The sequence below is a fragment of the Fontivita pretiosa genome (genome assembly GCF_050410795.1).
GTDB classification, from domain to species: Bacteria; Planctomycetota; Phycisphaerae; order Tepidisphaerales; family Tepidisphaeraceae; genus Fontivita; species Fontivita pretiosa.
This window is the reverse complement of the sequence record NZ_CP191258.1, coordinates 5,368,979-5,393,605: the sequence shown is the minus strand read 5'-3', so window position 1 is coordinate 5,393,605 and position 24,627 is coordinate 5,368,979. Positions and strand designations below refer to the sequence as shown.

The window sequence follows — 24,627 nt, the reverse complement described above, 5'->3', positions numbered from 1 at the left end:
GGACGTATGTGGTGCGGAGATCAGTGCTGCGATATCCCGCGGCTGCGCTGCGCTACGCCGCGGCGTAGCGCGCGCAGCCGCGGGATCGATTCGGATTCACGCTACCTCGTGCCCGCGCGCATGTCCATCGATGCCACGCGCGCCAGCTCCTGACGCATCTGCCGCATCGTTTCAGTCTGCGACAGAATCTCCAGAGCGCGCTCCAGGCCGTCCAGCTCGCTCTTGCTGATCAACACGCTGATGCCTGCTTCTGAGCGAACCTGGATCCGGCTTTGCTCGCGAAGCACCTGCGCATGCAGCCGCGCCATCTGCCCGTTGGTTTGTTCAACGTCAATCGTTTGAAATGTCCGGGACGCCATCATCGCCGCCGCAGCCGGGACACACATGCCTTCGCTACCGTCTACCCCCGCCCATGCATCACTCATACAGGTCAATATGCCGCGGATGAAGAAAGGTTCGGCAGGCGCCGTGGAATTGCCGCGAATGCAACCACGACGGTGAGACCGGCCACTGCCGGACCGAATCAGCCTGGCAATTCGTGAAAGGATCTCCTCATCGATGAGTGATGCGGCTAACGATGCACGACGGCTGAGCCAGAGTCTTCGCTGAAGTCGGGCGCGGCCGTCGGATCCTGCGCGGCGCGACCGACCAGCCGATTGAACCGTTTCACCGTCAACCACAGCACCACAGCGGCGACGAGCACGTGCGCCGCACCTGTGACCAGAAGCATCTTCGTGTAGTCACCCACGCTGACGGAGTAGCCCCACCCGGGCAGCCACATGCGATCGTCATAGTTGTAGAACTGCCTCGGTTCCAGCCGATCGACACTCTGCGCCATCCACATGTAGGGCAGGTACCAGGTCATCGCCTCGGCCCAGTCGTCGTCGCGGGCGATCAGCTCCCCAAGCACCAGCAGCGCGATCGGCACCGCCACGAACAGCACGACCGGGATCATCAGGTTGACGATCACCGCCGTCGTCACCTTCTGCATCCGCAGCGACAGGTACACACCGCTGGCAAGCCAGACCGTGTTGAAGGTGACCAACACCCACATGACATGCAGGAATGCCGTCCAGGAGATGACGCGGCACATGGCAAAGACCGCAAAGTGGGCCGCGACCAGCACGGTCGGCCAGACCATCCGCCGCGCAACGCCCATCACCTTGCCCAGGATGATCGACTCGGACGACAGGGGAGTGGTGAGCAGCAGCGTCCAGGTATCGCTCTCCTTTTCCTGGGCGATGGCCGTGGCGGACAGCACGGCCACGAGCAGCCAGTACAGAGCGTTGAAGACACATGCGTAGCCTATCTGAAGCTCATGGTCGTCAAGCACCTCCAGCGCGCCGAACGCGCAATAGCTGAGCAGCAACAACCCCAGCACGATGGCGACGGCAAGCCCAGCCCAGCGCTGCACGACCAGCGGGCGGCGAAATTCGCGCCAGGCGACGGGGTTGTCGCCGACCACGCAATGGTCTTCGCCTGCGCGCGCGCTCGACGAGTGCTGCACGGCTGGATCAGGCTGCTGCGTTTCGTTGGGCGCGACCTCCTGCATCGGGTTTTCCGCGCCGAGCGGAGCGGGGATGGGTGGAAGCTGGGCAGCGGGCCGGTCATGCTCGCCGCCGCGTCGTGCGTAACGCCGCAGCACGATCGCGCTGCCGCTTACCAGCAGAGTCGTCAGCGAAAGCTGCACGATCAGCCCGGGGATCCATCCGGCGCTCAGCACGGCCGGGCTGTCGGGCATCGACAGAAACGCCACGTTCGCCACGGGATTCGACGCGGCGAGGATCGGAAAGATCGTGCTCTCGCGCACCCTGCTGGCGGCGGCGAACACGCCAATGATGACCGGCCCGGCCAGGTACATCACGAACATCGTCCCATACGACAGCAGGATCACCGCATAAGCCCGGTTCAGCAGGGTCGAATAGAACAGCCCAAGGGCCGCGGACGACATGGCAAACGCCGTGCACAGACACACGACCGCGAACATCTGGAAGGTTTCCACGCCGCCCAGCAGTCGCACCACCGCCAGCACCGGCAGGCTAAGCCCGATCAGCATCAGCGCCACGAGCAGTCGTGAGAACAGCTTGCCGGAGATGATCTGCCAGCTCGTGATTGGCGTGATCAGCAGCACGGGCAGCGTCTTGCCGAGGCGTTCGGCGCTGATGGCGGTGCTGGTCAACACGGGCGCGATCAGGCCCATCGCGATGACACAGAACATCGAGAACGTGGCGAAGAAGTTTTTGCCAAGCTGGTTCTGCGCCTGCACCCGCGCAGCCACGCCCCCGCTGCCGCCGTAGTAGTACCCATAGCTGCGTGTGGTGGCGTAGATCATCAGCAGAAACAGCAGCAACCCGCCGAGGTAGACCACGCGCAGCCAGTGGTTGCGCTTTCGTCGCGCGGTGATCCGCAGCTCCTTATCGAAAATCGGCCCGAAGGGGTTCAGGCCCGCAAGCCGCGCCAGGTGCAGAGGCATGAGCGGTAGTGTAACCGATGCGACCCTCAAGGTGGGCGCGACTCATCACTCTTGAAGCGAGAGCGGCTCAAACTTGATCGCCTTGCTGATCAGCGGTCCGATGCCATTTTCGATGGGCTTGAGCAGGGCCTCGACCAGATCGGTGATGGTCAGATACTCCTGCGGCAACCACCGGTCGGGATCGGGGTCATAGCGGGTGATTCGCGAGATGCGGTACAGATCGAGGTACTGCGTTCGTATGGCTGCGAAAGAGGCGTTGTTGCGCACCTGATCGTTGCGCTGCTGGTGGTCGGCGACCGTCACGCCGAGGCTCGCAAGTGCCGCGTCGATCACGTGCAGCGCAGTGTAGAAGATGACGTTGATCTGCCAGTCACGGAACTCGGCAGCTATCGTCTTGGCAAACCGCCGATTGTGACGCCACTGATCCACGTGCTGTTTTACACGTCGCTGATGCTCCGCGTCCACTGTGCTTGTGCGCATTTGCCAATGTGAATCAAGGCGAAATCTCGCCTTGGCCCTCATGAGACCACACCAGAAGTGATCCGGGGCCAGCGAAGCGTTCGAGCGAACGGACCGGAACCTGGAGCGTTTCGACGTAACCGATCCCAGCGCTGCCGCCGAGCTCCACCTCCAGAGCTGTCATTTCGCTGCCAAGGCTCAGGTCGTAACGATCCGACTGCGGCACAAAATAAAACAACACTTTGTTCGAGCGGATCTCAACCAGCGCGATCTGGAGTTTGTCTCGCAGCCGATTGCACCATTCGCGAACGCGCTCAATGGTCGCGCTGAAGTTGGCGATCCAAAGGTCGGTTTTGCTCAGCAGCTTGCTGCCCTCGATCAGCTCTTTTGCCGTACGTTCGATCTGGGTGTTGTCCAAGTCTATCAATTTGTAGCGGCGGAATGACTCGTGCTCGTGAATCTCGGGGACCTTGGCAGAGGAATCAGAAGGTGAGCTGATTGCGTTGGCCTGTTGTTCCGTCATGATACCCACCAAGGCGAATCGCGTTCATCCCCTCTTTGCAGTCCATTATAACTTGAACGATACCACAAGATCCGCAGCGGGTGCAACCGGCATCTATTATACGATTATACGATCATATGTTCGGTCAGCAGTGGGTGCGCCAAGCGGACATCAAGACTCACCCCATCTATTTGTCTCGGAACTTGACGGCCATCTCGTGCTTGCCGTTGCTTAAAGGTCGGGAGCGGACGACCTCGCACAGGTGTGATGCACGACTGCCGCTGCTGCCGTTGCTCAGGATGTCCAGCCGGCAGACTTGCCCGATGGCCAGCGGCTGACGGAGCAGGAATGATACTCCGCTAAGCGACAGGTCGCGGGTCATGATCTCGTGGGTCGTGTTGGCCAGCGGGCCGTCCAGTACGGTCAGAATGGCCTTGGTCTGAGCGAGCCGGCGCATTTCCCTTCGCCGCTCCGAGCCGATGCGGATGGTGGCAGGGTTGCTCGGCGACGGGATCCGGCCGGGCGGTTGCGTCTGGCCAGGCGATACGCTGGGGGGCTGGTTCGCGGGCGCAGAGCTCATACAGCCTCTATATCGTCGCGAGGACAAGCCGGGCTTCAGCCGGATCGCATGCGATGGGCTGCCGCCGGCAGTGCTGACCTGCACGGAAGCAAGGCGATAGCCAAAGTCGCTGCCCACGGGTAAAACCTTCAACCGTCATGGATGAACTGCTGACACTGGAGTTTGACGGGGGCAGCCGAGGCAACCCCGGACCGGCGGGGATTGGCGTGGTGATCCGCGCTCAGGACGGCACGCCGCTGCTTACGCTCGGGCAGTACATCGGCAACGCCACCAACAACATCGCCGAGTACCGCGCCCTGATCGCCGCATTGGAGCAGGCAAAAAAACTGGGCGCGCGTCGGGTTGTAATTCGCGGCGACAGCGAGCTGGTGGTGCGCCAGATGACGGGGGCATACCGCGTCAGGGATGAAAAACTTCGCCCGCTGTACGAGCAGGCGCAGTCGCTGCTGCGGCAGTTCCAGGAGGCGCGGATCGAGCACAACCTGCGGCATGGCAATCGCCTGGCGGACAAGCTGGCGAATCTGGCGATGGACCGCCGCGCCGACGTGACCGACGCCGACATCGGGGAGTCCGGCCGCGAGGTTGACGCGATCGATCAACCCTCGCCCGTTGCCACGAAGATCGGGCAGCGCTTTGGCTGTCCGCGCTGTGGCTGCCAGATCCAGGTGCAGCGTCCGTCCGGTATCCGTCCGCACCAGCTTCGGCCTTTTGTCTGCCAGTGCGGAATGAAGATGCAGCCGATGTGACAGTGCGTGCGAGGGTGCGACGGGGACGGCCGGTTCAGGTCAGCCAGCGCCCGCCGTCCAGACGGATCACCTGCCCGGTGATGTACTGGCCCTGAGTGATCAGGAAGTGGACCAGGTTGGCCACATCCTGTGCGGTGCCGGCCCGGCCGAGGGGGACACGCCGCAGGTACTCCTGCCGCTGGGGTTCGGGGAAGTCATCCGGCCACTCAACCACGCCGGGGGCGATGCCGTTGACGGTCACTTCCGGGGCCAGCTCGCGCGCCATGCTCAGGGTCAGATTCCACAGGGCGGCCTTGCTGGCGCAGTAGGCGGCGTACTGCGGCCAGGGGCGCTCCGCCAGCAGATCCAGCATGTTGATGATGTGTCCGCGCGAGGCGCGAAGCTGCGGCGCCAACCGCTGAACCAGCAGCAGGGGGCTTTCGTAATGGATCGCCATGAGTCGGCGCATCTGAGGCAGACCGGTGGAGTCGATGGGGCTGGGCTGGTAAAGCGAGGCATTGTTGACCAGCACGTCCAGACGCCGGGCGCGGATGGACATCGCCTGGGCGATCTGCTCGACGGCGCTGGCCGGATCCGTCAGGTCCGCGCGGATCGCCTGGCCGGCGATGCGCCCGGCCAGTTCCTGTGCCTCGCGCTCGCTGGTGAGATACGTAAAGGTCACATCGAAGCCTGCTTGCGCGAGCTTTTCGACGATGGCTCGCCCGACCCGCCTGGCGCCACCGGTGACCAGAGCCAGCGGTTTTCCGTTGGACATGGCAGCGAGGATACCGCAAAACTCCCGTCAATGAGTAGAATCGCACGTTGGGTAAACGTATGACCAACACCATCGGGGAACCAACTGTCTCATCGCCAGCCCCCAGCGCCAACTTATCGTCGGGGGGGACGGCTATGGTAGCGCCGCCGATCGTCCTGCCGGCCGACCTGCGCCAGCGGTTTGACGGACAGCTCGACGGCGAGACGATCGTCGCCTGGGCGCAGTTCGACCTGGACTCATCCAACCGCTACTGTTCGCATTTTGCGGTGCTGACCGAACGGAACCTGTTCGTACTTCAGGACAGTCAGGCTGCTCAGGCGATCGCGCTGTCGAGCATCACCGAAGCCAGGATCGTCGAAGGACTGGGGGTCGATCGGCTGCGGATCATCGGGCACGGGCGGGTGCTGACCGAGCTGCGCTACACGCGGCGGTTCCGGCGCGACGTCACGCGACTGCATCGCAAGCTCTCGCGGCGAATCCCCGACAAGCAGGGCAAGCCCCCCGAAGAACGACCCGACTGGCTTGAGCTGGTCGAACGACAGGCCGAGCAGCAGGAGCTTTGCCCCAAGTGCGGGCAGCTCATTCCCGCCTACGCCGAAGGCGTCTGCCCGCAGTGTCTCCAGAAGCGAAAGATCCTGTGGCGACTGCTCGATGTGGCCAGGCCCTACCGCGCCAAGATCTGGGGGGCGCTGGCGCTGACGCTGGTGGTGTCGGGTCTGGCGACGCTGCCGCCGATCTTCAACAAGCACGTGATGGACGACGCGATCGCCAAACTGGATCTGAGCGCGTTGTGGCTGTGGATCGCGCTGCTGGCGTGCACGATCCTGGCCAGCGAGGCGTTCGCGGGCCTGCGGCTGCGACTGCTGGCGATGGTGGGCACGCAGGTCACCGCCGACCTGCGGCACATGGTCTACGCGCACCTTCACGAGCTGAGCCTGCGCTATTTCGCGAAGCGCCGCACCGGCAGCCTGATCACCCGCGTCACCAACGACACGGATCGCCTGTGGGATTTCATCGTCTTCGGCTCGGTCAACCTCGTGCGCGACATCACGATGATCGGCTTTTTCGCGATCGTGATGTTCTGGTTGAACTGGGTGCTGGCGATCATCGCGCTGGCGCCGCTGCCGCTGCTGGGGGCGTTGACGTACTACCGCGGGATGAAGATGCAGCGGCTGTTCGGGCGATTGTGGACCTACTGGTCGCGCATGACGGCCGTCGTCGGCGACGCCGTGCCGGGCATACGCGTGGTCAAGGCTTTTGCCAACGAGCAGCGCGAGATCGAACGCTTCGACCGCCGCAGCGACGAATACACCGCCAAGGAGCAGGAGATCCATGTCATCTGGACGCAGCTTCAGCCGGCGGTCAGCGCGCTGATGCGCTTCGGCGCGCTGCTGATCTGGGCGGTGGGCGGATACCTGGTGATCCGCAACGGCAACACGGGCAAGTACACGCTCGGCACGCTCGTGGCGTTTACGCAGTTCGTCTGGCAGTTCTACCAGCCGATCATGGAGCTGGCCAACAGCAACCGGATGGTGACGCGCGCCGCCAGTTCCGCGCAGCGGGTCTTCGAGGTTCTGGACACCCCGCCGGAGATTTACTCGCGTATCGGCGCCGTTCGCAAGGATCGGCTGGAAGGCCGTGTGGAGTTCCGCAATGTCAGTTTCAGCTACGAGGGCGCGCAGCCGGCGCTGCGGGATGTCTCGGTCGTCGTCGAGCCGGGGCAGATGATCGGCCTGTGCGGACCCAGCGGCGCGGGAAAGAGCACGTTCGTCAACCTGCTGTGCCGTTTTTACGACGTCACCGACGGGCAGATTCTGATCGACGGCATCGATATCCGCGATTACGACGTCAAGTGGCTGCGACGGCAGATTGGCATGGTGCTCCAGGAACCATACCTGTTCCACGGCACGATCGCCGACAATATCCGCTACGGCAACCCGCAGGCCAGCGAGGCCGAGATCATCCGCGCCGCAAAGGCCGCCAACGCGCACGATTTCATCGTCGGCTTCCCTGACGGCTATGACACGATGGTCGGCGAGCGAGGGCAGTCGCTTTCTGGCGGCGAGCGCCAGCGCATCAGCATCGCCCGCGCCATCCTGCACAATCCCAGGCTGCTGATCCTCGACGAGGCCACCAGCTCCGTCGATACCGAAACCGAAAAGCAGATCCAGCAGGCGCTGGATCGCCTGGTCGAGGGAAGAACCACCATCGCCATCGCGCATCGACTCAGCACGCTTCAGGCCGCCGATCGACTGCTCGTGCTGGAAAAGGGCCGGATCGTCGAGCAGGGGCGGCATGAGGAGCTGGTCAACAAGCCCGACGGCGTCTACGCCAAACTTCACAAGACCCAGATGGAAATGGCCAGCATGGTGGCGATCCGGTGATCCAAAGGGTCGCGGCTTTGTCACACACTCGGGGATCCACACAGATGATCGAACCGTTCGAGCTGTACGAGGATGAGCTGGGCAACCTCTGTCTGCGCCGCTCCGGACAGGAGGATGCCAAAGACGTGCGCATCCGCCGCGCGTTTCCTTGGTCCTGTCCCACACGCTTTGTCAGCATTCGCAGCGCCGAGGGCAAGGAGCTGGTCCTGATCGACGACCTGGAGCAGATCGACCCGGCACAACGCGCGATCATCGAGCGATGGCTCACCGAGTACAGCTTCATCCCCAGAATCACCCGGATCGAACAGGTGGATGTGCGTTTCGGGCATCAGGAGTGGCGGGTGCAGACCGATCGAGGCCCCGCGCAGTTCCGCGTCCAGGAACGGGAGGACATCCGCTTCATGCCGGATGGACGTTTCTCAGTCAAGGACGCCGACGGCAACGTGTACGAACTGCCGCGACTGGAAGAGCTGGATGAATCCAGCCGAAAGAAGCTTGAAGCGCTGTTGTGACAACCGGCAGACAGAAGCCAGGAAACAGAAGGCAGGCGGATAAAGTCGATGAGCTCGAGCGCTTCATCCCGTTGCCTTATCCTTCAGCTTTGATCCTTCGTTTCCAGGATTCGCACGGCCAGCGCCTCCATCGCGCTGCCGGCGGCCCAGGCATTGTAGCTCCACCAGGTGCTGGCCGGCTCGCCGGTGTCGGCGTATCGCTCGGCCAGCAGGCCGTCGCTGGGGCAGGTTCGCTCCGACAGCACGCCATAGCGGCCATAGCCCATCACGTCCGGGTACAGCTCCATCGTGTTCATCAGCCAGGCGATGCCGTCGTCGGCGCGGGATTGGTGGTACAGGTCGCCTGAGAGCCTTGCCAGGTACTCCAGGTCGCTGGTTGCGACCACGCCCATCGGGTGAATGTGGGGATTGGACACCGACGTGATCGTCCCGCCGCAACTGTTCCAGTTGCTGTCCCGCAGGGGCGGGCACTGCGGTCGCGTGCGGAATCCATATCGCCAGAGGTACTCGTAATTCGCCCCGGACTCCAGCAGCGGCAGATATCGCTCGTCGCCGGTCAGCTCGTGCATCAGCCGCGTGGCCCGGATGAAAGCGAGATTGCCTTCGGAATCGATGCTCTTGAACGTGTCCATCGGGCTGCCCCAGCAGGCCAGCTCGGCGACGAACCGCGCGTAGTACTCGATTGCCCTGGCCGCCGATTCACGATAGCGCGTCTGCCCCGTGATCTGCCAGGCGTGGATCATCGCCGGGACGAACCAGCACCCGGCAAAGCCGTCCCAGTCGATCACCTTCCGCTGCGTGCTGGAAAAGATGTATCCGAACGCACCGTCGTCGCGTTGAAGCGACATGGCCGTGTCCAAAACTCTGAGCGCCGTCTGGACCCACTGCTTCGGGTCCTTGCCGCCATCGCTGCCCCTGGGTGTTGACGGAGGCAGCGATGTCCGCAGCATGTAGTACGCCGCGTGTGCATTGGTGTAGGCGCAGTGGTTGTCGCGTGTCTGCGGCAAAAAACCGCTCCACCAGCCGTTGATCGTCGAGCGGTTCCATCCCTCGGGGATATCTCTGGTGAACTGGTTGAGCGCGGTGTCGTTGATGAACCCCGAGACATCGTTGTAGCCGGCACAGATCTCGTCGAAGATCCGGCTCGCTGACTTGGGCAGCCGCAGGTCGGGAAAGATCTGCTCGGCCAGCGCGAACGGGTACGCCAGCATGCTGCCCCCGGTCCACCCGATCTCCACGATCGCGCGCCATGGGCGAAGCGTCCGGTCTACTGGCACGCGGCACTTGCGGTTGGTGTACTGCTGCAACTGCTCAGACCAGTTCACTTCCGCGAACGCATCGGCCAGCGCCCGAAGCGCATCCCGATACGATCGCGCATGCACCGGCCGCTGGCGAAGCTCATCGTAGAGGGCGCGGATGATCCGGTGCGCCTCGGCGCGGCCTGAGCCGCGCAAAGCCCAGATCGCGCCGCGCGCCGAGCTTCCGTGAGTCGTATCGCTGGTGGCCGGCAGGAATACGGTCTTCTCCGAGAACGTCAGTGGATCATTGCCGTATCCCAGCGACACGCCGCAGGCATCGGGAAGGGCCGCAAACACGCCATTGCGGATGAAGCCTTCATCGGCATCGTCGCAACTGGAATACGGCTCGATCGATACACCCACCGCGCCGCGGGCACAGCAGAGGATCGAGACCGGATGCGACGCGCGATCGGCACGGAACTCCCAAAGCGGGGCGCAATTCCGCTCGTGCGGGCGGGAGCTGCTCAGCACCGGAAACTCCCCCGGCCGAACGTGCGCCGCGTTGTTGTCGCCGTGAATGTTTCCCGGAATCAGATGGAAAAGGTCGGTCTGATCCGGCAAACGAAGCCGCAACCGCAGCCGCGTGCGGTAGGGGGATGTGAACGACAGCGTATAGCTGATCCGTTCGGCCCGCTGATCATCGAAGATCAGATCGGCGTGCAACTCATCATGGTCCGCCGTGAAACCAAGGGCGGTGGGATGCAGTTTCATCGGCACCCAGTGCCCGTGGCGAAACAGGTGCAGCGACAGCTCGATCGAAAAGCCGTTCAGTTCAATCGTCATTGCGGGATCAGCCAGCAGAATGCCGAGGACAGAAACGGCACAGGGCAGAGGCGGCCCAACGCCACGCCGCTCTCTGCCCTGTGCGGTTCGCCGTTGCTCATTTGGCCGCGGTTTGCCGTCTGGCCAGCGTGTCCACGTTGTTCTTCGGATCGGTCCAGTCCACCTTCCTGGTCGGATCGATGTTGAAGATGTACTTCTCGATGTTGGTGTATCCGTCGCCATTGAGATCGCCACTGGCGTCGGAAGCGTCGTTGGGATTCAGCCCGTACTTGCTTTCCCACTCATCGGGCATTCCATCGGAGTCGCTGTCCTTGTACGGCTCGCCGCGGTACTCGGGGTATCCGCCGACCTGGCTGATGTCGGTGATGATGCCGTTGCCCTCTTTGTATGTGGCCTGGCCGGTCCGCACCTCCTGGATGATCCGCTGGTCCACCGCGTCGCGCCGCGGCAGGGTCGCGCCGACGTTGGCCAGCACGTACTCGTAAGCCTGCTCGGCCGTCGTCGTGGTCACGTGGGCCATCGGGAATGGCTTGTCCACCCTGATTTTCGGCAGGAACTCATCGAGGCTGACGCCTTCGTTGAGCTGCACGCCGCCAGCCCAGTTGTCTTTGGTCACTTTCTCGTTGCCTTCCACGACATTGCCATTCACGTATGCCTTGCCGAAGTTCAGCGGGATGTTCTTGCCGCGCTGCGCCTCGGGCTTGAGGATGCGATGCGCGATCGGCGCGTCCTTGGGCGTCGTGGGACCGGGCTTGAAGTAGTTGTTGATGATGTTGAAGTAGCTGAGGTGATCTCCGCCGTCCACCGTGCGGTGCCGCCAGTTGTAGATCACGTTGTTGACCAGCGCGAAATCGCCGTTCATTCCCACCGATGGATTCCGCCCCGTGTTGTTCGCCCACAGGTTGTGATGGAAGGTGCTGTTGTACCCGCCGATCGTCGAGCCGAAGGCATGATTGTACGTATTCAGGCATTCGCTGAAGATCGAGTTCTGGATCGTGATGTTGACGGTGGGCAGCTTCAGGGCCGGCGTCTCGGAGTTGTTGTCGTGGTCGTACATGTGCCGGTACATCGACATGTTCTCGTCCAGCCCCCAGCTCGCCGAGACGTGGTCGATCATGATGTTGCCGATGGGGTTTCCGCCGATCGAGTCGTCGCGGTCACCGACGTTGGTTTCGCCGCGGCGGAAGCGCATGTGTCGGATGACCACGTCATGGGTATCGACAGCGACATTGGCGCCGGCGATGCACACGCCGTCGCCCGGCGCCGTGTTGCCCGCGATCGTGATATAGGGAGCGCGGATGCGCACGCGATCCTTCAGGCGGATGATCCCCGCGACATTGAAGACGACAATTCGCGGCCCGGCGGCCTCGCAGGCCTCGCGGAACGTCCCCGGTCCGCTGTCTTCAAGCGAAGTGACGACGAAGACCCTGCCGCCGCGACCTCCGAAGCTGTATGCTCCGCCTCCCTCGGCGCCGGGGAACGCCGGAATGCTCGCCTGCGGCAGATCGCCAGGCGTCTGTGCCCAGGGGATGTACGGCTTACCCTTGCCGGCCCATTCCTGAATGATGGGCAGCGCCTTCTGCCAGGCGACATCCGAACGGGCATTGGCGGCGGCCTTGGCGCGGTTCGACGCCTCAGCCACTTCCGGCGGAACCGTTGGGTACTGCGCCTGTGCCCGCTCGCCCGCCGACATCATCGCCACCGCCGCCATCGAGGCGGCCACTGCCATCGTTACTGCCACACGTCGCCTGGTCATCGTTGATCGCTCCTGAAAAACACTTCGGGTTTGCAGTCTGGGCACCGTCCGCCTGGGCGCTCACCGCGCCCTGGCGGCCATTACCTGGTCGTAGCGCCGCTTTGCTGTTGCTGCCGCGCCTTCAGCCGCTCCTGCCATTCCTTGCTCGCCTTCTTCAGATCGTATCCTTCCTTCGAGAGATAGTTGTTGATCCGCCCCTTGTATTTGCCGAACCAGGCGTGCTTTTCCTCGGATGTCCCGCCGGTCATCGCCTTCTCACGCGCTTCGGTGAGCATCTGGAGAATCGTCGCCTTCTGCGTCTGGGTCAGATCCGGCAGCATGTCCAGAAACCCGCGATAGGTGATCGGCAGGACGTTGTAGGTCATCTCGTTCTTGACGATCTCGACCTGTTCGGGCGTGAGCAGCGACGAGAGCCGCCCGACGAACTCGGCGTTGAGCTGATCGAGTTGCGCCTGCGCCTCATCCTTCACGCGATTGACCTGCTCCGGCGACGGCCTGGTGGTTGGCCCGGCCTGCTCCTTGAGCTGCCTGAGCTTCGCGTCGCGTGCGTCGTGAACCTGCTTGAGACTGCGATACTGTTCGATGAGCAGTTGCTTGATTTGCTGGGCCTTGTCGGCATCGGCGAGGCTCAACGCCGCGACGATCTTCTCGGCTCGCTTGTTGAGCATTTCGGTGTAGGCCGCATCCTCGCCCGCGGGCGGAGTCTGAGCCGCCGACGCAACCCACGGCATGACCAGCAGCAGGGGCACGATCCATTTCAACCCGTTCGGCATGAACATGGTGAACATCTCCTCAGGCCAGCAACATTCTCATGGTACCGCACGTCGCCAGTATCGGCGACTGCACATCTGCCTATACCACCGGCGGGCCGCTTTGCTACCGGAGGTTGCCAAATGTGCAAAGGTATTGTCGTTTCATGTAACCGATGCCACGTGCAAAGCCAGGGGTAACAACGGATAGAATGGCTGTCCGGCGAATGGAGTTGAGGCGCGGAGGCTTCTATGAATCGTGGCAAACGCATCGCTGGCAACACGTCTGGCTTTACTCTTGTCGAGCTTTTGGTCGTCATCGGCATCATCGCGGCGCTTATCGCGATCCTTCTGCCGGCCCTGAATAAGGCCCGGGAGAGCGCCCGGCAGATCCAGTGCCTGAGCAACCTGCGGCAGATCGCGACCGCCACCGTCGCGTACTGCAATGACAACAAAGGGCTGTACCCCGGACGCGCCGGGCAGGGCATCGATTCCGGCGACGGCGGCGTCGATCCCAAACGCTACTGGGGATGGATCGCCTGGCGAAGGCGCATCGACTACGTCACCGGGCAACTGTATCCGGGCACATGGGACCAGAACATCACCTATTCGGCGCTGGCCAAGTATCTGGGCGCGCGGGTGGTGGATCACAATCCCAACAACGGAACGTCCGCGGAAGACTATCGCCGGGCCCACGAGGTCAATCCCACTTTGGAGAAGATCTTCCGCTGTCCGTCGGACAACCTCCAGCAGCGGGTGGCGTTCGCGGCTGATTTGAACGGCGGGCGGGGAATCTACCGCTACAGCTATTCGATGAACATTCTGTTCGGCAACAAGACCGTCGCCGAGCAACCCGACGGCTCGCTGTATCTGGGCGACCTGAAGCATCAACGCAAGATGAACCAGGTTCGCCGCCCGTCCGAGGTCATCCTTTACATCGATGAATCGGAAAAGACGGTCAACAATGGCGAGTACAACCCCACGGTGGTGCTGGGCAACGCCGATGACCCGCGGAAGGATTACACCGCCATCGCCGAACGCCACGAACTGAAGAACAAACGCAATTCGCAGAATGCGCGGGGCAATGTCGCCTTCGCCGACGGCCACGCCGAATTCTTCAACCGCAACGATGTGTTCAAGCGCAAGTACTTTGATCCCGACATGAAGTGAGCTATCGTCAGGCGGGGCGGCAAAGCAGGGGACCAGCCCGGCACGGACCCGCGCCGGGGCAGAAGCTGGTTGCGATGGAAAATAAACAGGATATCTGGATTGACATATCTATATTCTGGGGGTATCCTGCTTATCATGCGGCCCAGGATCGGGCACATCGCGCTGATCCTCTTCCAGACGCTCTGGCTGAACGTCATCCTGCCCGGGCACACCCGAGGCATCGTCACGCTGCCCGGCGGGTCGGATGATCCGGCGAGCGGAAGGGTCGCGTGCTCCGGCTGCTGTGGCGGGGGCGGCTCGGACTCCTCGCCTACCGACAAGCCCACGCCCCGCGACCGCGCACGCTGCGCCATCTGCTTCTTTGCCGCCAGGCTTACGGCCCCGCCCGTGGTCGATCTGCGCCCGCCGCCGCTGGAACTCACGGCTTTGGTGCCGATCCCCAGGCCTGTTGCCTTTGAATCACTCCAGCTCATCCCCGCCTACGACAGTCGCGCACCACCGGCCCTGGGCTGAGCCGCTGTGCGCGCGGTCACCATGATCGAACATCAACTTCTCAGTGTCATGGCCGTCCCGGCCATGCCGGACCCGTCCATGACCAAACGTTGGTCGTAGCCAAACTCGCTTTCTTCGCACGGGCCAGGCGCCGCTGACACGGTCGGCCCGAGCGGCGCACAGCGCATCAGGCTCACAGTCTGTTGATCAATCTTCGCCGCCAGTCTGCGGGAGATCGGCCGGGACGACAGACCGGTCTGGAGGAACACCAATGAACGGCATTTGTGCGTGGCCGGCGCGACGCTCGCGCCCAGTCCGCGCGTTTACTCTGGTTGAGTTGTTGGTTGTGATCGGAATCATCGCAATGCTCGTGGGCATCCTGCTGCCGGCGATGACGGCGGCGCGCGCGCAGGCCAAAGCCGTCGCCTGCACGTCGAATCTGCGCCAGCTTGCCACCGCCGCTCTGATGTATGCCCAGGACAAGAAACTGTACGTGACCTTCATCCCCGCGATCGGAAACACTCCGCCCAGGGATCGCAAGGAGCTTTTGTATCCGTATCTTCGGCAGGGGCGCAACAACGCCGACAACGATGCGAATCAAGCCTGGCACTGCCCGGCGAACGATCGGGTTTCGGTCCAGGCCAGCTATGGCTTCAACACGAACCTGAACGGCGTTCGCCTGAACCGGATTCGCAGATGGAGCGAGACGGTGGCGTTGTGTGACGCCGGGCTGATGGACTCGCCCGCAGGCGCGCCGTCGCTGGCGACACACTGCTGGCCGCCGTCGCGACCCGCCACTTCCAGTTCCTGCCGCCCGGACCATCGGCGTCACCCGCGGCAGACCGTCGGCGTGGGGTTTGTGGACGGCCACGCCGAGCGCCTGCCCATGCGCCCGCCGTTCTACCCCGGGCCGACCGGAACCTACATTCCCAACGGCATCACCAACGTGTTTGACATCAACTATCAGGATCAATTGTGGAATCTGCAATGAGAATGACACGCATCAACATCGCACTGGGGGCTGTTATGGCGTTGCTGGTCGGCGCCACCTGGGTTGTCGCACATGACTCCTGGGTGCAGACCAACACGAATCTCGTCCGCGTGGGCGACGTCGTGTTCTTCGATCTGATGCTCGGCAATCACGGCAACGAGCATCGCGACTTCAGGCTGGCCGGCAAGGTCGATCTGGCCAGCAGTCGCCTGGAGCTGATCGAGCCGGACGGTAGCCGGCATGACCTTGAGCCTTCGCTGGTGGATCAGGGCATGGCCCCGAAGGAAGGGTACTGGGCGGGCAGGTTCCGCACGAGCAAGCCGGGGGTGCACATGATCGTGCAGACGTCCGAGCAGGTCGTGAGCTATGCGCCCAAGCGCTCGATCAAGAGCGCCAAGACGTTTTTCCTGGCCAGCAGGAGCCTTGATCAGGTGCCGCATGACGCGGGCGGCTACGATCGTGTTCTGGGGCACGGACTGGAGCTGGTTCCGTTGACCAATCCAGTCACGCCGATGGGCCCGGGCTCGGCGATTCGCGTGCAACTGCTGCGCAACGGCCGGCCGCTGGCGAACGCGACCATCTCGTTCATTCCGCGCGGGCAGACGCTGAAGGAAGGCTTCGATGAAAAGTACCAGCGAAAGACCGACGCCGATGGCATCGCCAGTTTCGAGCCTGACGACGCCAATTACTTTCTGATCGTTGCCCATCACGACGACGACACGGAAAAGGGCAGCGGGTATGATTCGACGAAGTACTCGGCGACGTTGACGGTGTACGTGCCGGCGATCTGTCCGTGTTGTCCGGAATGAGGGGCCTGCATTGAGATGGGTGTGTCTGACGTGCGCGGCGGTGTGGCTGTTGGGACTGGCCGGGTGCGACCGCCCGCCGCGCACGTCGCCCCATTCATCCGCCACTCATACGGCCGCGCCTGCCGTCACGGTCGAGCAGCTTTACCGAGTGAGCACGGCGGTGCCGTTTCCACGCGGGCTTCAGCTCGTGGATGGCAGGCTCTACGTGCTGGCGCGGGGACGCGTTCGGGAGTCCGGCGGGGCGGACGGCGCGATCGACGACCAGGCCGGCACGATCTTCAGTGTCGATCCCGACATTGCCCAGCCTGTGACCGAACGCCACGTCTCGCCCGCGGTGCGGGCGAACGGGGTCGTCTACGCCGCGCCGACCGAGCCGCCTTTCAAGCTGTTCGATCGCACTGCCGTGCCTGCGACGAAGGACCGCCAGACGGATCGACCGTACTGCACGCTCCGCTACGACCCTGTTACCCGCAACTTCTACATTTGCGCTTTCAGTGGCATCGACAAGCCCGAACAGCCGGGCACCGGCGGCAGCTTTAGCAAGAACGTCAACGACGCCGTACTTCGCTATGACACGCGCAGCGGAAAGTGGTACGAGGTGGAGCGTCACAGCCTCGAGGCCGGCGGGAACTATCCACACCACGACCCGCAGACCTCACCGCCGCCGCACGGACGGCTCAATGGCCCGGACAACTGCCTGGTCGTCGGGCGCTGGCTGTACTGCGTGGCCAAGGACAACAGCCTGCTGGTGCGTTACGACCTGTCGCAGATTGCGCACGACCCCGACGCGCCGCCGCCGCAAAGCTGTTGGGTCATGGACGACAGAATCCGCATTCGCGGTTATGGAGTGCAAAGCCACCTTGGACACAGCATGCTGGCCGAGCGCGACGGCTGGCTGTACATCGGTTTTCGCACCAGCTCGACGATTGTCCGCATCCGGCTCGATGGCGAAGGCCTGCCGGTGCAGCCCATCGAGGGCGAACTGATCGCGCGGTTTGACCCGTACGATCCGCTGACCCGTCACAGCGCCAACCTCACGGATATGGTTTTCGGCCCGGAGGGGGATCTATACGTCATCTCCTCGCAGCCGGCGCGGGTCTATCGTTTCAGCCCGGATCCGAATCACGTCTTCGATGGCCGCACGGGACAAGCTGCGCCCTGGGCCGATCTGGCGGCGCTGACCAACAACCCCAGGATGAAGAGCGAGAACGTGCTGGTCGATTCGGCCGGAAGGGTGTTCGTCACCTCCGGCGATGCGTATGGCGCCGGCTACGGCATCGGCGGGGCGATCTATCGGATCGATCCGCCGCAACCGGCTTCGTTGCGCCCCGGGTGAAGCCGCTGCGCAACGCGGCAGCCGCAAAAATCGGCGACGGGGGTTCCGTGTGTGCCTGATCCGGCTCAAATCAGTTAGGCCGGGCGAGGCTGTTGCGCCGGATCTGGATCAAATGCGCACCAGGGGTGGCAGGGGCGGCGCAGTCTACTGCTCTGAGCCGGACGATGGGTCGGGCCGGGGCATCCATGACTGCATACGCACGCTTGAAGGACTATCATGCCTCACATGAGCCGCCTTGCCCGTTTACTTGATGTCATCCTCACGGTCGCGACGTTTCTGCTGGCCATTGGATTGCCGCTCGGCGGCGCGTCGGATGCGATCGGGCAGGCGGCGGCGGATCGCTCCTGGACGATCGGCACTGACGATCCTCCCGCCGGGCTGTGGATGGACAAGGCGTATGGAACCCGCGTCAATGACCACACGTGGCGCACGCCCGACGGGGTGGAGGTCCGGGCGGTGCTCAGCACGCTTCAGCCCGACCGGATCGTCTGGCAGATCAGCATGAGCGGCGACTGGACCCGGCGGCACGAGGCGCCGATCGAAATCCATCTGCCCTGGTTACAGACCGCGCCGCGCGACTCGCTGCGCGTCTACAGCCCCTATTTCGGCGGGCGAATCGTGGATTGGAATCTTCCACGTGGGCAGTGGCAGCACGGCAACGCCGGCGCCTGGCCGGGTTATGCCTATTCACCGCTGATGATCTTCTACGACGACCGCGACGGCAGCGGAGTGGGGGTCACCGCCTGGAACGATCAGCTCGTCTTCACCCACATCAACTGGGTGATCAGCGGCGACGGACAGGCCGGCCCGTTCGTCAGCTTTCACCCGTACCTGGATCGCGGGCAGACGCTGAACGCCGTCCTTGAGATCCGCAAGTACGAAAAAGGCCTGCCCGATGCCCACCTGCACCACTACCGCCAGGCGTTTTTGCTGCCGTGGATGGACAAGCTCAAGATCACTGAAGCCACTTGCGACGTGGTCGGGCCGTGGACCAGCAGCGATTGGCCGAGCGTGGATGGCAGGCAGTATCGGCGAGGGGACCTGTGCCGCATCGTACGGGGTCTGATGAACAACGGGGCGAGGGGCTACATTCAGTGGTCCAGCGGCGAGCCGCGCCCCGAGACGTATGTCTTCGAGCCGGATCATCGCAAGTACCCGTGGTTCGCCGAATACGCCGCCGCCAGCACTCTGCTCAACGGCAACTTCGGTTGCCTGATCGCTCCGCAGTTCACGGGGATGGATGGCACGCCGGCCAACTTTCGCGCCGCCCGGCATCGGCAGTTCATCGACAAGCTTCGCGCCGACCTGAAGGCCGCGGGCGTGCGCTATGTCTACTGGGACGCAGCCCAGTGTCCGCAGGGAACCTGGTGGTGGATCGAGCCGTTCGACTGGCTTCAGTTGATGCTCGATTGGCGTGCCGAGGGGATCACCGTCATTCCCGAAAGCTCCTCCGATGTGGCGGTGGTGGCTTCCGGCGCCACGCTGTTCTATCCGGCCGAGCTGCACGACCAGCGCATGCCCGGGATCATCACTCCACGGGGCAAGATCTTCATGCTCAATTCAGCGCGGATCGACTGGATCCAGCCGGCGCTGGAACGCGGATTCGTGCCGATCATGGACTGGCGTCAGTTCCGACAGTGGAAGGCGGCCACCCGCCCGGCTTCGACCACTCAGGGATTCCGCGACCGCTGACCGCGGGCAGCAGGTCTTACAGGCTTTCCAGGCGCTGGCGCTTGTCCAGCTCCAGAAGGGCGTCGATGAGGGGGTCGAGCTGGCCCTGCATGATCTGGTCGAGGTTGAAGTTTTTCTCCCCGCCCTCGCCGCCCAGACGGTGATCGGTGCATCGATTCTGAGGGAAGTTGTAGGTGCGGATTCGTTGCGAGCGGTCGCCGCTGCCGATCATGGCGCGGCGGGCGCCGACCTGGGCGGCATGAAGCTTGGCCTGCTCCATTTCGTAGAGTGTGGCCCGCAGCAGAGCCCAGGCGCGTTCGCGATTCTGGGCCTGGCTCTTGTGCTCGGTCATTTTGAATCGCAGCCCGGTGGGCTTGTGCAGCAGTTGCCAGCCAGTCTCGACCTTGTTGACGTTCTGCCCGCCGGGCCCACCGCCCCGGCAACCGCTCTCCTCCACGTCCCTGGGATTGATCTCGATTTTGACATCGGGCATTTCCGGCAAAACCGCGACGGTGGCGGCGGAGGTGTGGATGCGACCCTGGGCCTCGGTCTCGGGGACGCGCTGCACGCGGTGCCCTCCACTCTCGAAACGCAGGCGGTGATACGCGCCGGGGCCACGGATGTTGACGATGACTTCCTTGAACCCGCCGCGATCGGTGGGGGAGAAATCGCTGACCTCGAACCGCCATCCCTTGCTTTCACAATATTTGCGATACATCTCGAACAAGTCGCGGACGAACAGGGCCGCCTCTTCTCCGCCAGTGCCGGCACGGATCTCCAGAAAGAAGCTGTCCACGGCGCTGTCTTCAGCTTCCAGGAACTGATCCTTCAGCTCCTCCAGCAGGCGCTGGGCCTTGCGCTGTGCTTCGGGCAGCTCGGCTTCGGCGAGCTGGGCCATCTCCGGATCGGATTTGTTTTGAATGAGCTTTTGCAGTTCTTCGACGGCGGCGGCGGCGCGCTGATACTCGCGGAACTTGCGGACGATGGGCTCGAGCTGGCCGGCCTCCTTGCTGACCGACACGATCCGCTGGGGATTGGAAAGGACCTGCGGGTCGTTCAGCATCGCCTGAAGCTCATCGAATCTGCCGGCCATTTCGGCAAGTTTCTGGATGAATCTGGAGTTGTTGCCGTTCTGCGACATCGCGGTAAAGCATAGCGTTATCGGGCCGGGATGGCGACCGTGCCGGACCGGCGTGGCACACGTCTCACCCGCGAGGTACTTGCAGGTCCTGCAAAAACCTGTGCCGCTGTCGCCGCCGGACCGATATTCAGCCTGTGACAGTACTTTCGGCACCGACATTTGTGCTGGGCTGGCAGCGCGTGGCCAGGCTGAAAGCGGCCGTGGCATTGCTGACGACTGCCTGCCTGCTGACGGCGCTGGCGGGCAGGCTGGCGTATCTGGTCCGGCCGTTCGACCACGACGCGGCCATGTTCGTGTACCTGGGCAAGAGTGTGTGCGATGGCCAGCGCTTCGGACACGACATCATCGACAACAAGTTTCCCAGTGTGGGGCTGATGACCAGTCTGGCGTGGCGCGCGTTCGGCACCTGCTGGCCGGCTTACGTGCTGCTCCAGACGAGTCTGGCGCTGAGTGCAGGATGGATGCTGGCGCGCTCGGCGGCCAGAAACGTTGGTGAACAGGCACGCCTGCCGACCCTCCTGGCGGCGGTGGTGTACCTCAACTTCAGCGTCGGCGTGTTCGGCGGCTTCCAGCTCGAAACCCTCCAGAGTTTTTTTGCGATCCTGGCGGCATGCGCGGCGATGGAGGCGATCCGCCTGCGCTGGATGGCCGATGCGTTCGTGGTCGGGCTGGCCGCAGGCTGCGCCGCGATGCTCAAACCGACCGGACTGGCGCCATTGGGCGCGTTCGCTGTCGTGATGCTCGTGCTGCGTGCCCGCCCGCTGGCGCCGTTTGCCAGGATCGCCGCAGCGACTGTGCTGGGGCTGTCGATACCCGCCGCAACTGTGATCATCTATCTGGTCTCAACTGACACTTTGCGCGACCTGCCGGAGCTGTATCGCCAGATATCGCTCTACGCATCCCAGACACCGCTGGTCTGGCACGAGGACGTGCTCAAGCCGATCACGGTGCTGGTCCTGGCGGGGTTTGCGATCGTGGTCAGGGGTTGGGTGCAGCGTCGCGACGCGACCGACCCGTGGCCTGCGCATGCCCAGGTGATCTTCGCGATTGTGTGGCTTGTGCTGGAGTTGCTGGGCGCGGTGATGCAGCGGCGGATGTATGCGTATCACTTCCTGCCGATCGCGGCGCCGGCGGCGCTGCTGTTCGGGATGATCCCCCGGCGAAATGATCCGGTCCGTCTGACGGCGGCGTTGGCGCCTGTGATGATCCTCTCACTGATCGGCTCGATGGAAGTGCTGAAGCATCCCCAGCCAACGGTGCTGCCGGTCAGCCGGTATCTGCTGGAGCGCGCCTTGCCGGGGGATCGCGTCTGGCAGGATTCGATGCCGCGGCTGCTGCTGGAGACTGGCCTGCGACCCGGGGCACGCTATCCGATCATGTTCATCTTCGGCAATCACGACACGGCGGCGCTGGAGTACACGCCGCTGTTGCTGGGCGATTTCGAGCAGCGTCGCCCGCACTACATCATTCTGCCGACGGATGTGGAAGCGAAGCTGCGAGTGGAGACCAGCCAGTGCCTTCACCTGATGCGCTCGCCCGTCCGCGCCGAGAACTTTCGCCACGCCTGGCGGCAAATTGAACAGTATGTCAAGGATCGCTACACACCCGAATCGCAAATCGGGCAGGAAACGATCTGGCGAAGAAGATAGTCAGCGAGGAGTGCTACTGCGCTGGTTGGGAGATCTGAATCGTCGCCAGGGCGAGCATGACGTTGTCGGCGAACTGGAAGACCTTGTCCAGGCCGGTGACCAGGAATGTCCCCCAGACCTGCGTGCTTACGCCGCACAGGACCAGCCTGCGGTCCGTGTTGATCATCTGCTTTCGCAGCTTCAGCAGGCGGGCGATGTTGGAGGAATTGATGAAGTGGACGGCGGCGAAGTCGAGCACGACGTCGGCGGGCTTGGAGCTGAGCTGCGCCTCAAGCGCCTGAAGATCGTCCGTGAACTGCGGGTCGTCCGCCAAATGCAGCACGTTCACTTTGTCCGACCATTTTTCCAGCGGCATGGCTGGTACGGTAGCGGCAAGTAAGCCAGGTGACAAGGCGTGAAGCCAGGCAGTGCAGGGGACGACCTGAGCCGGGGTGACAGGGTGACGGGCTGTCGCGATTGCGCTTCAGGTTGTCCCATCTGCCGGTCGTCCCGTCTGCTGATCATCCGCCTGCCGGCGCGCTGCCGTCGAGCGTGAACTTCATCGCGTAACGCAACAACTCCGTTCCGTTCTTGAGCTTGAGCTTGTCCTTGATCCGCTCGCGATGGGCTTCGACGGTCTTGACGCTCAGATAGAGTTTTTCGGCGATTTCGCGCGTGCTCTGGCCCTGGCCGATCAGCGTGAGGACCTCAAGCTCGCGGTCGCTCAACTCCGCCACTGGCGGCATCGAGCCGGGTGACGAGTTCACCACCTGGTCCACCAGCCGCGTGGACATCGCCTCGCTGAGATACACATGACCGGCCAGCACCTGGCGTATCGCGGCAATCACCTTCTTGGGCACTTCCTGCTTCATAATGTACCCGCGTCCGCCGGCACGCAGCACCCGCAGCGCGTACATCGCCTCGTCATACATGGACAGCGCCAGGCAGGGCAGTCCGGGGCGCTGGGCGACGATGTCCTTGATCAGCTCCACGCCGTTGCGGTCGGTCAGGGAAATGTCCACGATGACCACGTCGGGATTGGTGCGGTTCAGCAGGTCCAGGGCTTCAGAGGCGGTTGAGGCTTCGCCGCAAACGCTCAGGTCACCGGCGGCGTTGATGAGCTGGGCCAGTCCCTGTCGGACGATGGGATGATCATCCACCAGCAGCACGCCGAAGACTCGCTGGTGTGGTTGTGCGGTGCTGGTATCCATTGCGGTGGTAGTCGGTACAGGCATCGAATCGACTCCGAAATCAACTGCGTGCGCTGCTCGCCGGGCCGTTCAGCGGGCAGCAGCAGGTCACGACTGTTCCGCCGGCTTCCGAGGCCCGTTCGACGGTCAGCGACGCTCCCAGCATTCTGGCGCGATATTCCATGATCCGCAACCCCAGTCCCGGGTTGGCCGTGGTCTTGCTGGACAGGCCCGATCCATCGTCCACGATGGTAACGGCCAGCAGGTCTCGTTGCGGGCGGCGAAGCGTGATGCGGACGTTTCGCGCCTTGCCATGGCGAATCGAGTTGTTCACCGCCTCCTGGACGATGCGATACAGGTGCTGCGAGCGGGCGCGATCCAGCACAAGCTGCGGCTCGTCGAAGTCCGCCGTGCAGTTGATGTTGAACAGGGCCGAAGTCATCTCCGCCAGTTCCTCGAGCGCTGCCACCAGCCCGTCGCGCTCGAGCGTCACGGGCGAGAGGCTCTTGGCCAAATCGCGGGTGATGCCGACCGCCTGGCTGACCAGCCGAGTGATGGTTTCGACATTGGCCGGGTCCGGTTGCCGTCCGGACTGGAGCTGTTGGGCCATGGTCTCACTGAGCAGCGAGATGCCGGTGAGGTGCTGTCCCAGGCCGTCGTGCAGGTCATGACCGATGCGTCGCCTCTCGTCGTCGCTGATCTCCAGGACCTGTTGTTCGAGGCGCAGATTGGCTTCCAGGCGTTGGCGTGCCTTCAGACGAGTGCTCCGCAACGCGCCGCCGACGGCGCTGACCAGCAGGCACTGGATCGCCAGTGCACGAAGCTGGATGGTCTGCGCAGCGGGCAGGATCTGCCAGGCGCTGACCAGGGCCAGGGCAGTGGCCACAAGCCCCGGCCCCAGCCCGCCGATCGCGCTGGCGGCCAGAACACCAACGAACAGCGGCAGCGCGATCTGCTGCCCGTCGGGCGAAGCTCGCCCCAGCATCGCCAGTCCGCCAGCCAACACCATGATCCCCACCGCAATGCCGTAGCGCGCGTACCACCGCGCGGTCAGGCGATCAACAACCGCGTGCGTCTGGCGAAGGATGATTCGGGGGGTGGGCATCGGCCGATCGCGCCTTAAGTTATCTCATTGACATGCCGCCTAGAAGCTCAGGGACTTCCCGACATCCAATCGGGGATCAGCCAGTGCAAATGCGGTGA

General features: G+C 63.5%; 23 protein-coding genes. 10 read left to right on the top strand and 13 right to left on the bottom strand.

Going from position 1 to position 24,627, the window contains the following annotated elements; translation table 11 throughout:
• Positions 1–101: 101 nt before the first annotated feature.
• The 5 genes from ACQS5P_RS21865 to ACQS5P_RS21845 all read right to left on the bottom strand — a co-directional run bounded on the left by ACQS5P_RS21865 (position 102) and on the right by ACQS5P_RS21845 (position 4,014).
• Positions 102–425, bottom strand: a complete 324-nt coding sequence (locus ACQS5P_RS21865; protein ID WP_428938739.1) for a hypothetical protein — start codon at positions 423–425, stop codon at positions 102–104.
• A 146-nt stretch (positions 426–571) separates the two neighbouring features.
• Positions 572–2,473: an ABC transporter permease subunit gene (locus ACQS5P_RS21860; RefSeq protein ID WP_428938738.1), complete on the bottom strand. Its 1,902-nt coding sequence runs from the start codon at positions 2,471–2,473 to the stop codon at positions 572–574.
• A gap of 45 nt (positions 2,474–2,518) precedes the next feature.
• Positions 2,519–2,953, bottom strand: a complete 435-nt coding sequence (locus ACQS5P_RS21855) for a hypothetical protein (RefSeq protein ID WP_428938737.1) — start codon at positions 2,951–2,953, stop codon at positions 2,519–2,521.
• A gap of 13 nt (positions 2,954–2,966) precedes the next feature.
• Positions 2,967–3,455, bottom strand: coding sequence for a hypothetical protein (locus ACQS5P_RS21850; RefSeq protein WP_428938736.1), 489 nt, complete (start codon positions 3,453–3,455; stop codon positions 2,967–2,969).
• Positions 3,456–3,621: 166 nt separating this feature from the next.
• Positions 3,622–4,014, bottom strand: a complete 393-nt coding sequence (locus tag ACQS5P_RS21845; RefSeq protein WP_428938735.1) for a PilZ domain-containing protein — start codon at positions 4,012–4,014, stop codon at positions 3,622–3,624.
• A gap of 137 nt (positions 4,015–4,151) precedes the next feature.
• Between ACQS5P_RS21845 and ACQS5P_RS21840 the strand changes: the two genes are divergently transcribed.
• Positions 4,152–4,760 (top strand): ribonuclease HI family protein, encoded by a 609-nt coding sequence (locus tag ACQS5P_RS21840; protein ID WP_428938734.1) that lies wholly within the window; start codon positions 4,152–4,154, stop codon positions 4,758–4,760.
• A gap of 34 nt (positions 4,761–4,794) precedes the next feature.
• Here the strand turns inward: ACQS5P_RS21840 and ACQS5P_RS21835 are convergent, their stop codons facing one another.
• Complete coding sequence (locus ACQS5P_RS21835) at positions 4,795–5,514, bottom strand: SDR family oxidoreductase (RefSeq protein WP_428938733.1); 720 nt, start codon at positions 5,512–5,514, stop codon at positions 4,795–4,797.
• A gap of 134 nt (positions 5,515–5,648) precedes the next feature.
• On the opposite strand from ACQS5P_RS21835, the gene ACQS5P_RS21830 reads away from it, so the two are divergent.
• Both ACQS5P_RS21830 and ACQS5P_RS21825 read left to right on the top strand, forming a co-directional pair.
• The gene (locus ACQS5P_RS21830; RefSeq protein WP_428938732.1) at positions 5,649–7,898 is read left to right on the top strand and encodes an ABC transporter ATP-binding protein; all 2,250 of its coding nucleotides are present in this window, start codon (positions 5,649–5,651) and stop codon (positions 7,896–7,898) included.
• A 44-nt stretch (positions 7,899–7,942) separates the two neighbouring features.
• Entirely contained in the window at positions 7,943–8,410 is a 468-nt protein-coding gene (locus tag ACQS5P_RS21825) for a DUF1854 domain-containing protein (protein WP_428938731.1), read from the top strand.
• 83 nt (positions 8,411–8,493) lie between these two features.
• Here ACQS5P_RS21825 and ACQS5P_RS21820 read toward each other — a convergent pair whose 3' ends face one another.
• The 3 genes from ACQS5P_RS21820 to ACQS5P_RS21810 all read right to left on the bottom strand — a co-directional run bounded on the left by ACQS5P_RS21820 (position 8,494) and on the right by ACQS5P_RS21810 (position 13,026).
• The gene (locus ACQS5P_RS21820; RefSeq protein ID WP_428938730.1) at positions 8,494–10,491 is read right to left on the bottom strand and encodes a hypothetical protein; all 1,998 of its coding nucleotides are present in this window, start codon (positions 10,489–10,491) and stop codon (positions 8,494–8,496) included.
• Positions 10,492–10,588: 97 nt separating this feature from the next.
• Positions 10,589–12,220 (bottom strand): pectate lyase family protein, encoded by a 1,632-nt coding sequence (locus ACQS5P_RS21815; RefSeq protein ID WP_428941054.1) that lies wholly within the window; start codon positions 12,218–12,220, stop codon positions 10,589–10,591.
• 107 nt (positions 12,221–12,327) lie between these two features.
• Entirely contained in the window at positions 12,328–13,026 is a 699-nt protein-coding gene (locus ACQS5P_RS21810) for a DUF3826 domain-containing protein (RefSeq protein ID WP_428938729.1), read from the bottom strand.
• Between the two features lie 222 nt (positions 13,027–13,248).
• Here ACQS5P_RS21810 and ACQS5P_RS21805 point away from each other — a divergent pair, with 222 nt between their 5' ends.
• The 6 genes from ACQS5P_RS21805 to ACQS5P_RS21780 all read left to right on the top strand — a co-directional run bounded on the left by ACQS5P_RS21805 (position 13,249) and on the right by ACQS5P_RS21780 (position 19,486).
• Positions 13,249–14,166, top strand: a complete 918-nt coding sequence (locus ACQS5P_RS21805; RefSeq protein ID WP_428938728.1) for a DUF1559 domain-containing protein — start codon at positions 13,249–13,251, stop codon at positions 14,164–14,166.
• A 135-nt stretch (positions 14,167–14,301) separates the two neighbouring features.
• On the top strand, positions 14,302–14,679 hold the full coding sequence (locus tag ACQS5P_RS21800) for a DUF2946 family protein (protein ID WP_428938727.1): 378 nt from the start codon (positions 14,302–14,304) through the stop codon (positions 14,677–14,679).
• 250 nt (positions 14,680–14,929) lie between these two features.
• Positions 14,930–15,649 (top strand): type II secretion system protein, encoded by a 720-nt coding sequence (locus ACQS5P_RS21795; RefSeq protein ID WP_428938726.1) that lies wholly within the window; start codon positions 14,930–14,932, stop codon positions 15,647–15,649.
• The gene (locus ACQS5P_RS21790) at positions 15,646–16,458 is read left to right on the top strand and encodes a DUF4198 domain-containing protein (RefSeq protein ID WP_428938725.1); all 813 of its coding nucleotides are present in this window, start codon (positions 15,646–15,648) and stop codon (positions 16,456–16,458) included. The genes ACQS5P_RS21795 and ACQS5P_RS21790 overlap by 4 nt, the downstream gene beginning before the upstream one ends.
• Before the next feature lie 160 nt (positions 16,459–16,618).
• Positions 16,619–17,794, top strand: coding sequence for a hypothetical protein (locus tag ACQS5P_RS21785; protein WP_428938724.1), 1,176 nt, complete (start codon positions 16,619–16,621; stop codon positions 17,792–17,794).
• A gap of 225 nt (positions 17,795–18,019) precedes the next feature.
• Positions 18,020–19,486 carry a hypothetical protein gene (locus tag ACQS5P_RS21780; RefSeq protein WP_428938723.1) on the top strand — a complete coding sequence of 489 codons (1,467 nt, stop codon included), beginning with the start codon at positions 18,020–18,022 and terminating at the stop codon, positions 19,484–19,486.
• 16 nt (positions 19,487–19,502) lie between these two features.
• Here the strand turns inward: ACQS5P_RS21780 and prfA are convergent, their stop codons facing one another.
• Entirely contained in the window at positions 19,503–20,606 is a 1,104-nt protein-coding gene (gene prfA / locus ACQS5P_RS21775) for a peptide chain release factor 1 (RefSeq protein WP_428938722.1), read from the bottom strand.
• Between the two features lie 134 nt (positions 20,607–20,740).
• Between prfA and ACQS5P_RS21770 the strand changes: the two genes are divergently transcribed.
• Entirely contained in the window at positions 20,741–22,255 is a 1,515-nt protein-coding gene (locus ACQS5P_RS21770) for a hypothetical protein (protein WP_428938721.1), read from the top strand.
• Between the two features lie 13 nt (positions 22,256–22,268).
• Here ACQS5P_RS21770 and ACQS5P_RS21765 read toward each other — a convergent pair whose 3' ends face one another.
• From ACQS5P_RS21765 to ACQS5P_RS21755, 3 genes are all read right to left on the bottom strand, one after another.
• Entirely contained in the window at positions 22,269–22,610 is a 342-nt protein-coding gene (locus ACQS5P_RS21765) for an STAS domain-containing protein (RefSeq protein WP_428938720.1), read from the bottom strand.
• A 145-nt stretch (positions 22,611–22,755) separates the two neighbouring features.
• Complete coding sequence (locus tag ACQS5P_RS21760; RefSeq protein WP_428938719.1) at positions 22,756–23,469, bottom strand: response regulator transcription factor; 714 nt, start codon at positions 23,467–23,469, stop codon at positions 22,756–22,758.
• A gap of 16 nt (positions 23,470–23,485) precedes the next feature.
• Positions 23,486–24,529, bottom strand: a complete 1,044-nt coding sequence (locus ACQS5P_RS21755) for an ATP-binding protein (RefSeq protein ID WP_428938718.1) — start codon at positions 24,527–24,529, stop codon at positions 23,486–23,488.
• Positions 24,530–24,627: the final 98 nt, after the last annotated feature.

Excerpts from the sequence above, each read along its gene's own strand:
- ACQS5P_RS21790 (WP_428938725.1), top strand. The coding sequence starts at position 15,646 with ATGAGAATGACACGCATCAACATCGCACTGGGGGCTGTTATGGCGTTG.
- ACQS5P_RS21805 (WP_428938728.1), top strand. The coding sequence starts at position 13,249 with ATGAATCGTGGCAAACGCATCGCTGGCAACACGTCTGGCTTTACTCTT.
- ACQS5P_RS21865 (WP_428938739.1), bottom strand. The coding sequence starts at position 425 with ATGAGTGATGCATGGGCGGGGGTAGACGGTAGCGAAGGCATGTGTGTC.
- ACQS5P_RS21855 (WP_428938737.1), bottom strand. The coding sequence starts at position 2,953 with ATGCGCACAAGCACAGTGGACGCGGAGCATCAGCGACGTGTAAAACAG.
- ACQS5P_RS21755 (WP_428938718.1), bottom strand. The coding sequence starts at position 24,529 with ATGCCCACCCCCCGAATCATCCTTCGCCAGACGCACGCGGTTGTTGAT.
- ACQS5P_RS21780 (WP_428938723.1), top strand. The coding sequence starts at position 18,020 with ATGAGCCGCCTTGCCCGTTTACTTGATGTCATCCTCACGGTCGCGACG.
- ACQS5P_RS21840 (WP_428938734.1), top strand. The coding sequence starts at position 4,152 with ATGGATGAACTGCTGACACTGGAGTTTGACGGGGGCAGCCGAGGCAAC.
- ACQS5P_RS21810 (WP_428938729.1), bottom strand. The coding sequence starts at position 13,026 with ATGTTCATGCCGAACGGGTTGAAATGGATCGTGCCCCTGCTGCTGGTC.
- ACQS5P_RS21760 (WP_428938719.1), bottom strand. The coding sequence starts at position 23,469 with ATGCCTGTACCGACTACCACCGCAATGGATACCAGCACCGCACAACCA.
- ACQS5P_RS21815 (WP_428941054.1), bottom strand. The coding sequence starts at position 12,220 with ATGGCAGTGGCCGCCTCGATGGCGGCGGTGGCGATGATGTCGGCGGGC.
- ACQS5P_RS21825 (WP_428938731.1), top strand. The coding sequence starts at position 7,943 with ATGATCGAACCGTTCGAGCTGTACGAGGATGAGCTGGGCAACCTCTGT.
- prfA (WP_428938722.1), bottom strand. The coding sequence starts at position 20,606 with ATGTCGCAGAACGGCAACAACTCCAGATTCATCCAGAAACTTGCCGAA.
- ACQS5P_RS21850 (WP_428938736.1), bottom strand. The coding sequence starts at position 3,455 with ATGACGGAACAACAGGCCAACGCAATCAGCTCACCTTCTGATTCCTCT.
- ACQS5P_RS21820 (WP_428938730.1), bottom strand. The coding sequence starts at position 10,491 with ATGACGATTGAACTGAACGGCTTTTCGATCGAGCTGTCGCTGCACCTG.
- ACQS5P_RS21860 (WP_428938738.1), bottom strand. The coding sequence starts at position 2,473 with ATGCCTCTGCACCTGGCGCGGCTTGCGGGCCTGAACCCCTTCGGGCCG.
- ACQS5P_RS21765 (WP_428938720.1), bottom strand. The coding sequence starts at position 22,610 with ATGCCGCTGGAAAAATGGTCGGACAAAGTGAACGTGCTGCATTTGGCG.
- ACQS5P_RS21800 (WP_428938727.1), top strand. The coding sequence starts at position 14,302 with ATGCGGCCCAGGATCGGGCACATCGCGCTGATCCTCTTCCAGACGCTC.
- ACQS5P_RS21795 (WP_428938726.1), top strand. The coding sequence starts at position 14,930 with ATGAACGGCATTTGTGCGTGGCCGGCGCGACGCTCGCGCCCAGTCCGC.
- ACQS5P_RS21845 (WP_428938735.1), bottom strand. The coding sequence starts at position 4,014 with ATGAGCTCTGCGCCCGCGAACCAGCCCCCCAGCGTATCGCCTGGCCAG.
- ACQS5P_RS21830 (WP_428938732.1), top strand. The coding sequence starts at position 5,649 with ATGGTAGCGCCGCCGATCGTCCTGCCGGCCGACCTGCGCCAGCGGTTT.
- ACQS5P_RS21835 (WP_428938733.1), bottom strand. The coding sequence starts at position 5,514 with ATGTCCAACGGAAAACCGCTGGCTCTGGTCACCGGTGGCGCCAGGCGG.